10 protein-coding genes are annotated in these 14,100 nt (G+C 52.5%); 1 reads left to right on the top strand and 9 read right to left on the bottom strand.

All coding sequences use genetic code 11. The features are described 5' to 3' along the window. Window positions 1-22: 22 nt before the first annotated feature. A complete protein-coding gene (locus ACTNE6_RS19540) occupies window positions 23-178 on the bottom strand; it encodes a hypothetical protein (protein ID WP_442497982.1) in 156 nt (51 codons plus the stop codon). Window position 179: 1 nt separating this feature from the next. After that, window positions 180-6,587: an SDR family NAD(P)-dependent oxidoreductase gene (locus ACTNE6_RS19545; RefSeq protein ID WP_442497983.1), complete on the bottom strand. Its 6,408-nt coding sequence runs from the start codon at window positions 6,585-6,587 to the stop codon at window positions 180-182. Window positions 6,588-6,916: 329 nt separating this feature from the next. On the opposite strand from ACTNE6_RS19545, the gene ACTNE6_RS19550 reads away from it, so the two are divergent. Continuing rightward, window positions 6,917-7,183, top strand: coding sequence for a transposase (locus ACTNE6_RS19550; RefSeq protein WP_442499722.1), 267 nt, complete (start codon window positions 6,917-6,919; stop codon window positions 7,181-7,183). A gap of 53 nt (window positions 7,184-7,236) precedes the next feature. Here ACTNE6_RS19550 and ACTNE6_RS19555 read toward each other — a convergent pair whose 3' ends face one another. The 7 genes from ACTNE6_RS19555 to ACTNE6_RS19585 all read right to left on the bottom strand — a co-directional run bounded on the left by ACTNE6_RS19555 (window position 7,237) and on the right by ACTNE6_RS19585 (window position 14,065). Continuing rightward, the gene (locus tag ACTNE6_RS19555; protein ID WP_194971855.1) at window positions 7,237-8,196 is read right to left on the bottom strand and encodes an AraC family transcriptional regulator; all 960 of its coding nucleotides are present in this window, start codon (window positions 8,194-8,196) and stop codon (window positions 7,237-7,239) included. A gap of 285 nt (window positions 8,197-8,481) precedes the next feature. Next, window positions 8,482-9,117, bottom strand: a complete 636-nt coding sequence (locus ACTNE6_RS19560; protein WP_442497984.1) for a class II glutamine amidotransferase — start codon at window positions 9,115-9,117, stop codon at window positions 8,482-8,484. A 77-nt stretch (window positions 9,118-9,194) separates the two neighbouring features. Continuing rightward, window positions 9,195-10,352, bottom strand: a complete 1,158-nt coding sequence (locus tag ACTNE6_RS19565) for an LLM class flavin-dependent oxidoreductase (protein ID WP_442497985.1) — start codon at window positions 10,350-10,352, stop codon at window positions 9,195-9,197. A gap of 717 nt (window positions 10,353-11,069) precedes the next feature. Continuing rightward, window positions 11,070-11,861: an ABC transporter permease gene (locus tag ACTNE6_RS19570; RefSeq protein ID WP_442497986.1), complete on the bottom strand. Its 792-nt coding sequence runs from the start codon at window positions 11,859-11,861 to the stop codon at window positions 11,070-11,072. A 463-nt stretch (window positions 11,862-12,324) separates the two neighbouring features. Continuing rightward, the gene (locus ACTNE6_RS19575) at window positions 12,325-12,996 is read right to left on the bottom strand and encodes an ABC transporter ATP-binding protein (protein ID WP_442497987.1); all 672 of its coding nucleotides are present in this window, start codon (window positions 12,994-12,996) and stop codon (window positions 12,325-12,327) included. A gap of 72 nt (window positions 12,997-13,068) precedes the next feature. Continuing rightward, window positions 13,069-13,677 carry a GyrI-like domain-containing protein gene (locus ACTNE6_RS19580; protein WP_442497988.1) on the bottom strand — a complete coding sequence of 203 codons (609 nt, stop codon included), beginning with the start codon at window positions 13,675-13,677 and terminating at the stop codon, window positions 13,069-13,071. 91 nt (window positions 13,678-13,768) lie between these two features. Next, the gene (locus ACTNE6_RS19585) at window positions 13,769-14,065 is read right to left on the bottom strand and encodes a hypothetical protein (protein ID WP_442497989.1); all 297 of its coding nucleotides are present in this window, start codon (window positions 14,063-14,065) and stop codon (window positions 13,769-13,771) included. Between the last annotated feature and the right edge of the window lie 35 nt (window positions 14,066-14,100).

The raw sequence follows: 14,100 nt of genomic DNA on the forward strand, positions 1-14,100 counted from the left end.
TATTTCTTCTGTCCGCATACGGTCAATCAAACGGCTGGCTTACCGGAACATTGTTGCCACGGGCTGCGGACAGGGATTGAATCGCCCGATCCAATAGCAAGTTGGCTAGACGGATCAAATTATGGCAGCGCGTCTTCTCTACGGAGACAAGGGCCAAGTCGGCCTCTTGAGTTGGCATGTTATTTTTCCTCTTCCAACAATATTTCTTTAAGCAGAATGTCGATTTCCTCGGCAGACATACGGTCAACAAAAGAGGCTTCATGGCTTTCTGTATTGGAACCCGCTCTTTCCGAAGCTAAAAGTGTGCGGTCCATCAGCAGCGTTGCCAAATGAATCAAATCCTGGCTACGCATCAGCTCAAGGGTGGAAATCCGAACCCCAAAAACCTGATAAATGGCCGCCTGCAATTCCGCCGACATCAATGAATCCACGCCCATCTGGGATAACGACGCTAGCGGGTCGATCTTGGCCGCCGGGATACGCAGTATTTTTGCGACTTGCTCAACGAGGGCCTGGCTCATCGCCGGCCTTTGTTCTTCCGCGGACAATTGGCTGATTGCCTGGCATAGTTCAGTGAGCGCATTGCTTGCGGCGCCGCCAGTCGCCATCAGTTTTGAGAACCGGGGAGAATTTCCTCCTGTGGGCTCGAATTCTTGCCAGCGTGACCAGACATAGTTCATCAAGCCATATTGCGGCAATTCGATGTCGCGTAAATGCGACCAGGCGTCCAGGGCCTGCTCCGCGGTGATGGCGTATATTCCCATCACCTCCAGATGTTTCGCCACTTCGGCGCTTTCCACCGCCATGCCGGTAGCAATCGCCCCCCAGTTAATGGACGTGGCCGGCAGCCCTAAGGCTTTACGATGACTTGCCAAGGCATCCAGGAAGGCGTTGGCTGCGACATAATTGGCCTGGCGGGCATTGCCGATCAGCGCGGAAACCGAAGAGAACAACATGAAGAAGTCCAGGGCCTGATTTTGCGTGTGCTTGTGCAAGTGCCACGCCCCTAATGCCTTTGCTTTCATTACCGGCGCCAGGCGTTCAGGATTCAGCTCGGATATCGGCGCATCGTCCAGCACTGCAGCCGCATGCAGCACACCTTTAAGGGGCGGCATTTCAGCGGCCACTTGTGCCAGCAGAGCTGCTACCTGCGCTTCGTCTGTTATATCGGCGGCTGCCGCCAGCACTCGCACACCTTGCTGTTCCAAGGATTGCACTGCGGCTTTTGCACTCTCATCCGCTGCGCCACGACGGCCGACTAATACCAAATGTCTGGCGCCCCGTTTGGCCAGCCAGTCCGCCGTTTCCAACCCAAAACCGCCAAAACCGCCGGTAATCAAATAGGTGGCTTGCGCATCAAATAGCATGGCGGGGCTATCGTCCCTCACCGCAATCTCTGCTTTATCGGTTAAGGATAAAATCGGTACTGTTCCAACGGTCTCTGCATTGACAGCGGTCAACCAGGCTAAACCTTCATGCGCTGTCAACACTTGCGCTAATGAAAAGTCTTTCTGGCTCAAAACCAATAATTGCCCCACTTCCGCCAGCAATTGCCCAAACAGCCGAGGGGCGGTAAATGCCAGTTTTAGTGCGCTGATAGCGAAGTTGCTGTTCAATCTTCCGGATGCGGATGTATTGCCGGTCTTATCCGTCAAAATCAGCTCATGGACGCCAGGATCGAGCAAGCTGTCGACAGCCATTTGCTTAAACCCATTATCACTATGCACCCAAGCCCGAATAGGCAGATCCTTAGCGGCATCCTGCAATAGGGCAGGGAAATCAGGCAGGTGGTCAGCGCTGACAGCCCCGTCATTCAATAATTGCGGATTTGCCTCATGACTATAAAATTGGGAGTTCGCCCCCAACCAGCGGGCAATCGTCTGAACCGCTATCGCATTCGCCCCCAATGCCGCATCGATTAACACCATCTCGCCGGGCGCAATGCGGGCAATCGTGTGTAAAGCGTAATACGCAGGAATTAATGTGGTCGTTAACGCAGCGACTTCGGCGTGAGCCAAGGCAGGGAAATGGCTGACCGGAAACACTCGCTCAATAGGACAGACGACATGCGATGCCGGCCTGCCTTCGATAGCCACAACCACTTTGTCGCCGACAGACCACTGATTAATATTTTCAGCCGCTGCCGTTATCACGCCGACGGCAAAATAACCTTGCAGGTTATCTTCATTGTCTTCGGCGTTCGGATTAACGCCGGTTAAATTAATATAATCCAACGCAACCGTCACCTCGCCTGCTTTCGGCAGGGGGCGCGGCATGGCATGGAATTCGGCGTGGCCTTGTACTTGAAACGCCTGGACTTCATTGGCGTTTAAGGTTTTGTGCTCGACAAAATGAGGTTCAAGCACCAGTCGATCCAAACGATGCACAAAACGCTCATTACCGCGTAAAGCCACATCATCCTCGTCATCATCGGCAAGCAATTCCTGGGCTAATAAGCCAATGTTTGGCTGAGTGCCAATGGCGGCCAAATCAATCAAGGTACAACGCAACGCAGGGTATTCATTGAAAGCTACGCGCGCCAAACCGACCAATGGCGTTTGAGCCAGATTATCGATAACATCCATTTTCGATAACACCTGCGCGCCTTCAGTGACTATGTACAAGCGGGGTGCTTGTTCATCGAATTCGCTGGATAGCAGTTGGATGACTTGCAACGCCGCACTCGCTTGATCGATGCCCACCGGATCATCCTGGCTTGCGCGGCGGTCCAGGCCCCATAAGTAAACGACGCCTGCACAATGGTTAGCTTTGGCTTTTTGCAAAACCAGCCGCAAATGATTCAACTCATTTTCGCTCAGTTGCCTTACGACTCCCGGTTCACTTTGATAAGCATCAGAGCTTGGCACCCTTATCACCTGGTTGGCAGGATTGGTTTCCAGCTCTCGACATAGCGAATCTCCAATCCCCTGCATATCGCTAAATACCAACCAGCAACCGGTTTTTTTAGCCATGTTGCCCGATAATGCCTGTGCTGACCACTGCCATGCATAAGTCCATTGTTTGAGTTGTTCGCCGGGATCTTCCTTTTGCGTCGAAAGCGCGCGACAGCGTAAGCCTGCAACTTCAACTAATAAGTTGCCCGTATCATCAAATAAACTTAAATTGCCGACGATGCCTTGATCGCTGATGCGAGTGAGCTTGCCATGACACCAGAATGCCGTACCTGGTTTGCGGTGATAAGCGACGCGCTTGATGGTTACCGGCATGTAAAACTTGTCACTATCTGCAAGCGCGGCGATCAATGATTGAAAACAACCGTCCAACAGGCTGGGATGTAAACAGTAATCGGCATTATCTGTTAATAAATCGGAGTCTAATTCAATCCGCGCCAGCACTTCACCTTGCTGGCGTTGCAAATGGCGAATAGTACGAAAATACCGGCCATAGCGTAAGCCGCGCTTTGCCAAATCGGTGTATAACTTACCGATATCGACAATCTCGCTGCAGCGGCTGGCTATATCTTCACGGCTTACGGTCTGAATGATAGTTTCTTCAGTTTCAACAACCTTGCCGGACGCATGTAACCGCCAGCCCAGCTGATCGTCAGAATCACGGCTGAAAAAGGTATATTCGCCATTGTTCTGATCCAAGGCCACATGGATGACTTGCTCACTGCCGCTATCATTCAATACTAAGGCTTGATTGAAATTCAGTTGTTCCAGTGCACATTGACTGTGGCCGGCAAGTTGCCGGAAGGCTGCTAAGCCGGCTTCTACGTATGCGGCGCCAGGCATTACCACCAGGCCGTCAACTTGATGATCGTTCAGATACGGCAACATTTGATGATTAGCCGTGCTTTGCCAAGTTGGTCTGGGATCGGGTAACCGGCGATCCAATAAGGGATGGACCGGCCCGCCAACGCGATCCGATTTGGATTCTTGGCTTTCACTCCAATAGGTTTCCCGTTGCCATGGATAGGTCGGCAACTTGATATAGCGGGCATCGGCTGCAAACAACTTGCGCCAGTCGATTTTGCAACCCGCGACATACATTTCTGCCAAAGCCAGATTCAAGGTAAGGCGTTCAGGTTTATCCCTACGCAATGAAGCAAAACTTTGGGGTTGAATGCCCTGTTGACGACAGCATTCTTTAATGGATGTAGACAGCACCGGATGCGGCCCCACTTCCAGGAAAGCCCGGTGGCCATCGCGCAATAAACTGGCCATTGCCTTGGCAAAATAAACCGGCTCGCGGATATTGTTGCACCAGTATTCGGCATCGAAGAGCACTTCGGTGACCAAGTCACCGGTAACGGTGGAATATAACGGGATTTTTGGCAGTTCGGGTTTTAATCCCGCCAATGCCGTTCTGACTTCAGGCTTGAGCGGTTCCATAAAAGGACTGTGGTAAGCCACTTCAACTTGCAAAAAGCGGTTAAACTCGCCTATTTCGGTCAAATACGCCGCAATGGCCTCCAGGCTGTTCGCATCGCCCGCCAAAGTAAGTGATGACGGACCATTGATGGCGGCAATCGAAACCTCGCCCTGCGTCAGTTCCAATAAGTCACCGCATTGCTCCTGACTTAACCCCACCGCCAACATTTTGCCCAGGCCCGAGGCTTTTTTCTGAATACGGCTACGTTGATAGCTGACTAATACCGCCTCTTCGAGACTTAACACGCCTGCGGCATAAGCGGCACTGACTTCCCCGACGCTATGCCCGACAATCGCTGCCGGCTCTATGCCAAGTGAACGCCAAAGTGCCGTTAAACCCACCTGAATCACAAAATTAGCCGGTTGTGCGATAGTGGTGTCGGAAATATTGGAAACCTCCTGATCCAGGAGCATTTCATCTAATATCGACCAACCCGCTACCTGTCTGAAAATCGCATCGCATTCTTCAACGGCTGTCCGATAGACGGCTTCGTTTTGGTATAACTCCCGGCCCATGGCCCACCATTGCGGGCCCATGCCGGTATAAACAAAGACAGGCTTTTGATTTGATTCGCCGGCTGTTTTGCCTGAAGCCAGCCACTCGCCTGTGCCTTGTTCGACAAAAGACTGCAGTTGATTGCGCATTTCCGGCCAGGTTGTGCCCACGACCGCCATCCGATGGTTGTGATGCCCTCGACGGCAAGCCGCTGAATAGCCGAGATCTGATAATTTGACGGACAGATTTTCATCAAAGCGGGCTAACCAGGCTTTCGCCAAATCGGTTAAAGCCCCTTCGCTACGCGCTGATAAAGGTAAACAATAAATTTTGCCGGGCAGGTCGGGAGTCCGTTCTGCTGATTCGACTTGCGGGGCGTTTTGTAAAATGGCGTGCGCATTGGTGCCGCCGTAGCCGAATGAATTCACGCCGGCACAGACTTTATCCTCGGTCGGTGCCAAGGCTTCCAATTGCCGAGGGAGTTTCAGACCCAATTCAGCAAAGGGAATATCAGGATTGGGCGTGGTCAGATTCGCCTGGGGCGGCACTTGACGATGTGATAAGCACAATGCCGTTTTAATAACGCCAGCGACACCTGCCGCCGCTTCAAGATGTCCAATGCTGGCCTTAACCGAGCCGAGCAGACAAGCGTGCCGCTCATCATGTTGTCCTAATGCGGTACCCAACGCCTTGGCTTCCAGGGGATCGCCGACGGGTGTACCGGTGCCGTGGGCTTCAAAGTAATAAATATCATTGGTATCAATGGCGTATTTCTCGAAAACCTGCTGGATTAGTGCAGTTTGCGATTCAGGATTGGGTACGGTAATCCCGTTGGTTCTTCCATCCTGATTGACGCCCGTACCGCGCACCAATGCATAAATTGAGTCACCATCACGCAACGCCTCCGACAACCGTTTCAGCACCACCACACCGGCGCCTTCACCGCGGCCATAACCATTAGCGCTGGCATCAAAACTTTTACTGCGTGCGTCTGGGGCAAGAAAACCGCCTTTACACATGGCAATCGGGTATTCGGGGCGCATCATCACGTTAACGCCGCCCGCCAGCGCCAGATCACATTCGCCATTCCATATCGCTTGACAAGCCTGATGCAATGCGACTAAAGAAGAAGAGCAGGCGGTATCCATACTGACGCTCGGGCCGCGCAGGTCTAACACATAAGATATGCGGTTAGACAAAATCGTCATGGTTGAACCAATCGCAGTATGTGTGCCGATCAACTGCCGATTCATCTTCCCCATTTGGGTCAGTTTATGATCTAGCGTGAAAGCCCCGATAAAAACGCCAGTATTGGATCCTGCCAGGGATTCGTAAGGAATGCCCGCATCTTCCAAGGCTTCCCAGCTAGTTTCCAATAACAAGCGTTGCTGCGGATCCATACATTCGGCTTCGCGCGGGGCAATGCCAAAGAACAGCGCATCAAACTCATCAACGCGCTGTTGCAAAAAACCGCCTTGTTTAACATACATTTTGCCTGGTTTACGGGTATCTGCATCGTAAAACCGGCGTAGATTCCAACGCTCAGGAGGAATGTCAACGATGGCATCGCTGCCGGATCCGAGTATTTCCCAAAAGCTTTCAGGATTATTAGCATTGCCAGGAAAACGGCAGCCGATACCTATTAATGCAATAGGATCAGCTATTCTTTGATTATAATTAACTTTGTTTTCTTTCATCGTAATATCCTTTTAATGCTCTTTTATATATACATCAAATATATTTATTTAATCGACTATAACTGGGAATAACCATATTAATTTGGCTTTATTACAATTTATGCATCATATTTATTACAATTTATGCATTCATTTCCCATTAATATATTATTTGGTTACCAGTTTAATCTGGTGGCTTATAAAAAAAAGGTAATATTCAATTAACAAAAACGGTAATATTTAACTGACGAGACCGCCTCATCTTTCTTCAATGTGGCATATGACGATTAGTCATCAAAAAGAAACCACTTTTACAGGTCAAATTCTCTCTTCTGCGAAAGCCATGCCGGATTTCCCGTGACTACCGCAACCTAAACACAGTGGCTGAAGCGAAAACGGATTTGGGGCTGATGTCCTTTGTGACGACCTTGGCTAACTGGCGTGATGAGATCACTAACTATTTCAGCCGGCGAGAAACTAGCGGGTTTGTCGAAGGGTTGAACAACAAGATCAAAGTGATCAAGCGTCGCTGTTACAGCATTTATAACCTGGGTCGATTATGCCAGCATATTTGGCTTGATGTTCAGGGTCGCCAGGTCTTGTTTGCGGGACACTAGATATTGGGGTTACCGCGGGAAATCCGGAAGAGTCTTAAAATAGAGCGGCCGGATTACATGACGCGGCCGTGGGCCGCTTCGGATAAGCCGGATTTCATGTCGAGGCTTGCGCGCTGATAGGCGCCGGGCTGCTGGCCGATGATTTTCTTGAAGGCTTTCGAAAAAGCCGACTCGGACTGGTAGCCGACCTTTTCGGCAGTCTGGGTAATGCTCCTTCCCTGGCGCAACAGTTGGGCGGCTATTTTCATGCGCACCATCGCGAGAAAAAGATTGGGCGACTGTCCGGAAATCCTGCTGAAACGCTTGAAAAACGTGGCTCTGGACATGTGGCTGAAATCCGCCATCGCCTCGACCGGCCAGGATTTTTCAGGCTCCCTGATCATGGCTTCCAGCAGTCTGGCAAACTCGGGGCTTTGCACCACGGCCCATAAACCCGCCGATATCTTTTGAGTCGATGCCAGTTGCCGGATAGCGTAGAAGAACAACAGGTCTGTCAGACGCACAATCAGCGGTGAAGGCGCATCACCCGCGCTTTTCGCTTCCACCAGAATGAGATCGAAGATGGCGCGGGCGCCGGCCAGTTCCTCATTGTCGGAGCGAATGACCAGGTAATCGGGAAAAGAGCTCAGCAGCATTTCGCTCAAACCGGACCTGAAGTTGAAAAAGCCGCACACTAACGCGACCGCATCGGGTATGGACTCGTCGATCGGCGTCATCTGCCCTTCCCTGATGCGGCAGAGCGAGGGATCATCGGGCGATTCGCTCGGATTCAGATAATGCAACGTCTCTCTCAGAAAGAAAACGGCATCGCCCTGCTCCAGCGGAATGCTCTCCCGGCTTTCGGGCAAATGCAGCCAGCAGTTGCCTTTCAGGACCAGGTGGAAGCCTGCGCGCATAAACCCCGACGGAGCGGCCCGCCAGGTCCCGCAGTACTGGCCGGCATGGAACAGGGTCGTTTCGAGCTCAAGGCTGGACAGCAGCCAATGAACCAAATGATCTGTTGATGGTTGCATTTTATTCTCTCCAAACACGGGTTCAGCATGCAAAAGCTGTCGATTGACGGCACGTCAGCCGTTAAATACAGGCGCAAAGTATATGAATTGCCTTGGGCTTTAAAAAATGATCTTTTTAGAACTCAATATCTGATATGGTGATATAGTTAAAGGAAAATATCAGTTTAAAGAAATGCTAATTAAGATCCATGCCCGTTGCGGGTGTTATGCAATGCGTACGTGTAGGCTGGGTTGGAGCCTTAGCGGAAACCCGGCATGGGCGGCTTTGAAAACCAGCCTAGCCGTCTATTTATTCATGGCTTTCAGTTTTACGAAAGAAACCGGCAGGGATTCCACCGGCACCCGCTCTTGCTGAGGCAATCCGAATTGGCCAGCATCAAACCAGCGCGTGTTGCTCAGCCACAAGCCCTGAAATTCGACGCCGTGTTCCCGGTTGACAATAACTGTTTTCTGCCGGCGGGCGTCCATGAAGACGAGCCGGTTGTCCGGCCCGATCCAGGTTTTCAGCAGCGCCTGAAAATCCTGGCTGTGCAGCAGATCCGGGTTGTGCCGCAGGATGGGGCGCAGGTAATCATGGGCGGCATGCCAGCTGTCGGAACGCCCCTGCACCCGGCACTCGATATCCAGCGTGCCGTTGTGCACCATGTAAACATCAGGCGTCACCCTGAAAGGATGCGTATTGGCGGCCGTGATGCCGCCCCGCGTGCGCAGCCGCAAATGAATGACGCATTCCTGATCCTCCACGCTTCTGTAAGCCCGGTGCAATGCGTTAAAGCAGGTTGTGCGCCGCCGCGTGACGTTAACCCAGCTCGCCCCGCCGAAAGCCATCAGGCCGAATCCGTCGGGGTTATGCTCGGCAGCTGACCGCAGCAGGTCAATAGGCACCTCTGCATGCCTCGGTTTATGTATGATCAGACACATAGGCTAATTCTCATGGATCGTCTATACATCAATGATTCAGGCTCAAATTCATGAATAGGCTCAGCAAAGCGCGGCCGCTAGGAAGCCGCCGGAAAATGAAATATGCGCCTGTTGAACGGGTCTTCCTGATGAGTCAGACCCAGATTTTCTCTCAGCGTTGCCCCTTCGTACTCGGTACGGAACAAACCCCGGCGCTGCAATTCGGGAATGACCAGATTGACGAAATCGTCCAGGCTGCCGGGCAGGCAGGGCGGCATGATGTTGAACCCGTCGACAGCGCCGCTGACGAACCAGTCTTCCAGTTGATCCGCGATGGATGCCGGCGTGCCTATCATCGCCTGCTGAAACCCTGTGCCGGCAGCGCCCGTGTAATAAGGCCTGTCAGCCTGCGACCGAAGCATTTCATATTTGTCGCGGGCCTCGCGCTCGGTCCTGCCGATCACCGGAAGCACGGCCGATAGGATTTTAGTCTGTTCCGGCGAACGCCCGTATTTGATTAATTTGCCTTTCAGCTTCGAATAGAAGGCTTTGGCGGCTTCGAGCGCGTGCTGTGCCGTGAACACCAGATCGGCTGTCTGTGCGGCCAATTCCACGGCGGCATCCGATACCCCTGACTGAACCATAACGGGGCAGCCATGATAAGACGCCGCAATATCACCCGCCCTGTGAGCTGAGCAGTTTTGCAGATCGTAAACGTAAGCTTCATGTTTCCAGCTATCCCAAATGCTCGCGAGAACATCAAGATATTGGCCGGCGCTCTCGAAATGCGCTCTGTATTCAATCTGATTGTATAGGCTGGGGTACTTGGATTTGGCATTGTCGGGAATCGAGACCAGATTGCAGCCGGCGCGGCCGCAACTGATGTGATCGAGCGACGCGAATTTACTGGCCAAGTTGTAAGGGTCGGCATGGGCAATGGAAGCGGTTGCGATAAGGCCGATGCGTTCAGTGGCGTGAGAGAGTGCTGTCAACAGCGTGACAGTCTCGAAATGATCCACCGGGCTGGTTAGATCTAAGGCTTCATTATTGCTTGCGGACAGATCCGCAGTATCGGCAAGGAATATGGCATCGAATTTGCCGCGCTCGGCTGTTTTCGCGATCCGGATATAATGCGTCAAATTCAATTCTGCGTATTCAGATGCCTCATTATGGCGCCAGGCCGCCAGATGGCGGCTGTCGCCAGGCAGGTACACGCTCAACTTCAGCCGTTTTTTTTCGCTTCTCGTTACACTCATGACTGACTCTACCTTCGTTATAGCAATGCTTCTATGGAGCAATGCAATGGCTGTGCCATTGTTCTGGGCAGATCAGGTAGCGCCGGCAGGGCGATTGATAGAGTCTTGTTGCTGTTTATGCAGCACCTGCTGGTACAGCGCTGTTGTTGTAAAAGCAGAGCTGGAGAGTCCAGCGGAACCTGTGGGGGCGACTTTAGTCGCCTTTTAATCCATAGGTGACTGCCAATAATAGGCATTTTTGGCGAAACCGCCTCTGCAAGTTTTAAAAACTGATGTTACGACGGGCGCCTTGTCCCGTTGGCCGCGCCGAGCAGCGCAGCTTTTAGCGGCGGTAGGCTGGGCCCGGCATTTGGAGTCTCCCCATCCTCGTAGAAGGTACGCATCGCGTACCTTCTCAGTGTCTAAATCAAGCCTCAAAAGGTACGCGATGCGTACCCTACGGTGGATTTCGCCTTGATTTTGGCAGGGCAGCGGGGTAGGCCAGGCTGCTAAACCCAGCATTTCGGCCGTCCATGCCGGGTTTCCGCTAAAGCTCCAACCCAGCCTACACAGGCTGATGACGCAGTTGTAGGATCGGATTCACTCGCCCCGGAACAGCCGAGATATACAGGCAGTGCGAATACCCGCAAGGGGCACAAGTGAATTCGCCCCTACATTACAGGTCCGGGTTCTCCTTTTCTCGAAGAGGAAAAGGCACAAAGCGGTTATCGAGCCCGATTAGCGCTTCTCAATCACTTCAGTCTTCAGGACATCGAACGCATCGAATGCAATATTCAGGCTGAGTCTCAGGTTGATGATGCTGGCAATGGCGGTGCTGGCAAAGATACAGATCATGATGGCGATCTGGTATTTCACGGCGATCCAGGGCTCGCTGCCGCCCAGGATCTGGCCGGTCATCATGCCGGGCAAGGAAACCAGTCCCATGGTGGCCATGCCGGCAATGGTCGGATTGAGGGCGGCCTTGATGGCGGCTCGGAAGTAAGGCCGGACCGCTTCCCAGCGGGTCGCGCCCAGCATCAGGAAAGTCTCGTATTCCTGCTCGTTTTTCCGCAACGCGGAATAGAACCGTTCCAGCGCGATGACATTGCCTTGCAGGCAATTGCCCAGAATCATGCCGGCCAGCGGCACGATGTAGCGTGCGTCGTAATAAAGCGCCGGCTGGATCACCAGCATCACCAGATAAGCGGTCGAGACTATGACGCTGGAGGCAATCGCCGTCAGAGTGGCCAGGAAGAAATAGCGCGCCTTGAGCCCTGCGCGCTGCAGGATGCTCAAATCGGCGACCATCAGCATCAGCAGTATCCATAAGCCGTTGAGCCAGGGATTGTTAAGGTCGAACAGCGCTTTCAGATAAATCCCGACCAGCGATAACTGGACAGTCATGCGCAGAATGCTGATGCCGATATCCCGGCTCAAGCGAAGGCCTATCAGCCAGAGCAGCAGCCAGGGCAGCAGGCAGAGGCCGTATAGCAGCGCCATCCGGGGGAGGGTGATATCCAGTGTTTCCATTGCGGTTTACCTAACTGATGTTATGCAGTCAGTTGAGATTTAATTAAAGTGTCGCTGGCGCGACGGATTATTTTAATCGGGTTCTCGCACCCGAAGGCGAGTTACTTTCTTTTGCGTCGCCTCGGCAATTGCTCCTGCATTGCTCTACCTCCTGCATCCATGCAGTCGAAAAGAAAGTAACCAGAGAAAAGGCGACCCGGTTGCCGCTTATCTCCTGCGCTTCTCACTTTTAACAGGCGTTGCCAAAAGGGACTCCTGTCCCTTTTGGCAACGCGCGGCATCCCTGCCGCGTCCTTACGGGCCTGCTCTGTTAAAAGCTCCGGTGCTCGGCGCGGCAAACGGGAAAAGGTGCCCATCGTAACATCAGTTACCTAATGCAGCCTGTGTAGGCTGGGTTGGAGCTTTAGCGGAAACCCGGCATGGGCGGCCGAAATGCTGGGTTTAGCAACCCAGCCTACCACCGCTAAAAGCTGCGCTGCTCGGCGCGCCCTCTACGACTTGTCAATCGCCCTTCTTCAATTTCGAAAACGAGATCACAGCGTTCGATCCAGTCGGGGTCGTGAGCGACCGATAAAACTGTCAAACTGGCATCGGAGAAAACCTCGAACACCGCTTGTCTGCTTGCCGCATCCAATGCGCTGGTCACCTCGTCCAGCAGGTAAATACTTTTGCCCAGCAGCAGGCCGCGGGCCAGCGCAATCCGCTGTTTTTCCCCGCCGGAAATACGGCCGCTGTCCTGGCACAGAATATCTGCGGGCAAATGCAAACGCTGCAATACGTCCATGATCTGCGCTTCCGTGGGCTTATGGCCATGATGGGATTTAAACTGGAAAGGCAAGAGCAGCGCTTCCCTGACGCTTTCAGCACCCAGTATCGGCTCCTGTCCTATATAGGCAATGCGGCTTCGAATAGCCTGAACCGATGCGGGATCAAGCGGCTTGTCCTGAAAGCGGATCATACCCTGGGACAGCGGCAACAAGCCCAGCAAAGCCCGCAGCACACTACTCTTGCCGGAGCCGGACTTGCCGCATAACACGGCTTTTTCGCCGGCAAAAAGATCAAAGCTGATCTCCGACAGCAGTGTTTTTTCATAGATGCGGACAGACACGCGGTCAAATTCAATGATAGGGGGCATTATGTGTAAAAATCCGATTTAATCCTGCAATCGTTCGACGCTGCGAAAGAGCGACGCTCGCAATGTGAGGCATCATAGCATCGGATGACGAATAATCGTCTTCCATTTCTTCGGATCTGCCCGCCGAATATCGCTTAAGTAAATTTCATGGTGCTTTCCGGTTCGGCCGGTCCGGGCGTCGATGAACTCATGGACGCGTCGGATCGTCGGTCCTTCCTCGGAAAATGGGCCAACATGCAGCACTTGCGCGCAACGGCCTTCGCAGAAGGTTTCCAGGCGCAGCCTGGAAATGCCTGGAAGATTTTTCTTTTTCCGGGCTTCGGCAATGGCCGACTCGACAACGTCGTTTTCTATGAAGGATGGCTGCATGATCATCATCGTCCACTTCCACTTGGCCTTGTCATTGGCCGCGAAGGCGGACATGTCATCCGCCCACCAAAGCCCTTCGAGTGGCATCACCGCATAGTCAAGCTTCTGCGGCCCTTTCTTGATCATGAACTTCGCCGTGTAGGACACAGAGAACAAGGCCTCTACGGCTTGGGCATATTCTTGCGATGTGTTTGGGTCGCCTTCACCGTCGGCCATAAGGAACGTGAAGGCTGGTACTTCAACCTGAATGACTTCCTTGGCAGATGGCTGGTACAGATGCTTCAGCTCTTTTCTGAGGTCGATTTTTTCCATGAGTTCTCCTGATGACGACTAGCGTAAAGTTCAGCAGCCGCGAAACCGCGTAGCGGTTGAGTGGCCGGCTGAAGCGTCTCGTTGGGCAGTTTCATTGCCAAAAACGTAACAACCATGCGGAGATTGCCACTAATACAAGGACTATTGAAATCACTTTTTCCTTCTTGCTTGCAGAAATAATGACTATTCCTAGTTGTGCTGTGACGATAACGATCAAAAGCAGGAGTGTGAATATCGTTCTATTACCAGAACCATCATCAGCCGGTAATGCCGAAATCGATGGATCTATTTCTTGCATCCATGCGTACTTATTGGTCGGCATAGCAATAAAGACAAGAAATCCACATGCAAACAGCAGGTGCGTAAAAACTCTTGCTATCACTTTCATTGGAATCCCGATTATTTGAGAAGACTTGTAACTCG

It is taken from the genome of Methylobacter sp. sgz302048 (assembly GCF_052162025.1).
Classification (GTDB): Bacteria; Pseudomonadota; Gammaproteobacteria; order Methylococcales; family Methylomonadaceae; genus Methylobacter.

Bases quoted from the DNA above. Each gene is read 5' to 3' on its own strand.
- ACTNE6_RS19580 (WP_442497988.1), bottom strand. From the start codon at position 13,677: ATGGAAAAAATCGACCTCAGAAAAGAGCTGAAGCATCTGTACCAGCCA.
- ACTNE6_RS19545 (WP_442497983.1), bottom strand. From the start codon at position 6,587: ATGAAAGAAAACAAAGTTAATTATAATCAAAGAATAGCTGATCCTATT.
- ACTNE6_RS19565 (WP_442497985.1), bottom strand. From the start codon at position 10,352: ATGAGTGTAACGAGAAGCGAAAAAAAACGGCTGAAGTTGAGCGTGTAC.
- ACTNE6_RS19570 (WP_442497986.1), bottom strand. From the start codon at position 11,861: ATGGAAACACTGGATATCACCCTCCCCCGGATGGCGCTGCTATACGGC.
- ACTNE6_RS19555 (WP_194971855.1), bottom strand. From the start codon at position 8,196: ATGCAACCATCAACAGATCATTTGGTTCATTGGCTGCTGTCCAGCCTT.
- ACTNE6_RS19540 (WP_442497982.1), bottom strand. From the start codon at position 178: ATGCCAACTCAAGAGGCCGACTTGGCCCTTGTCTCCGTAGAGAAGACG.
- ACTNE6_RS19575 (WP_442497987.1), bottom strand. From the start codon at position 12,996: ATGCCCCCTATCATTGAATTTGACCGCGTGTCTGTCCGCATCTATGAA.
- ACTNE6_RS19585 (WP_442497989.1), bottom strand. From the start codon at position 14,065: ATGAAAGTGATAGCAAGAGTTTTTACGCACCTGCTGTTTGCATGTGGA.
- ACTNE6_RS19560 (WP_442497984.1), bottom strand. From the start codon at position 9,117: ATGTGTCTGATCATACATAAACCGAGGCATGCAGAGGTGCCTATTGAC.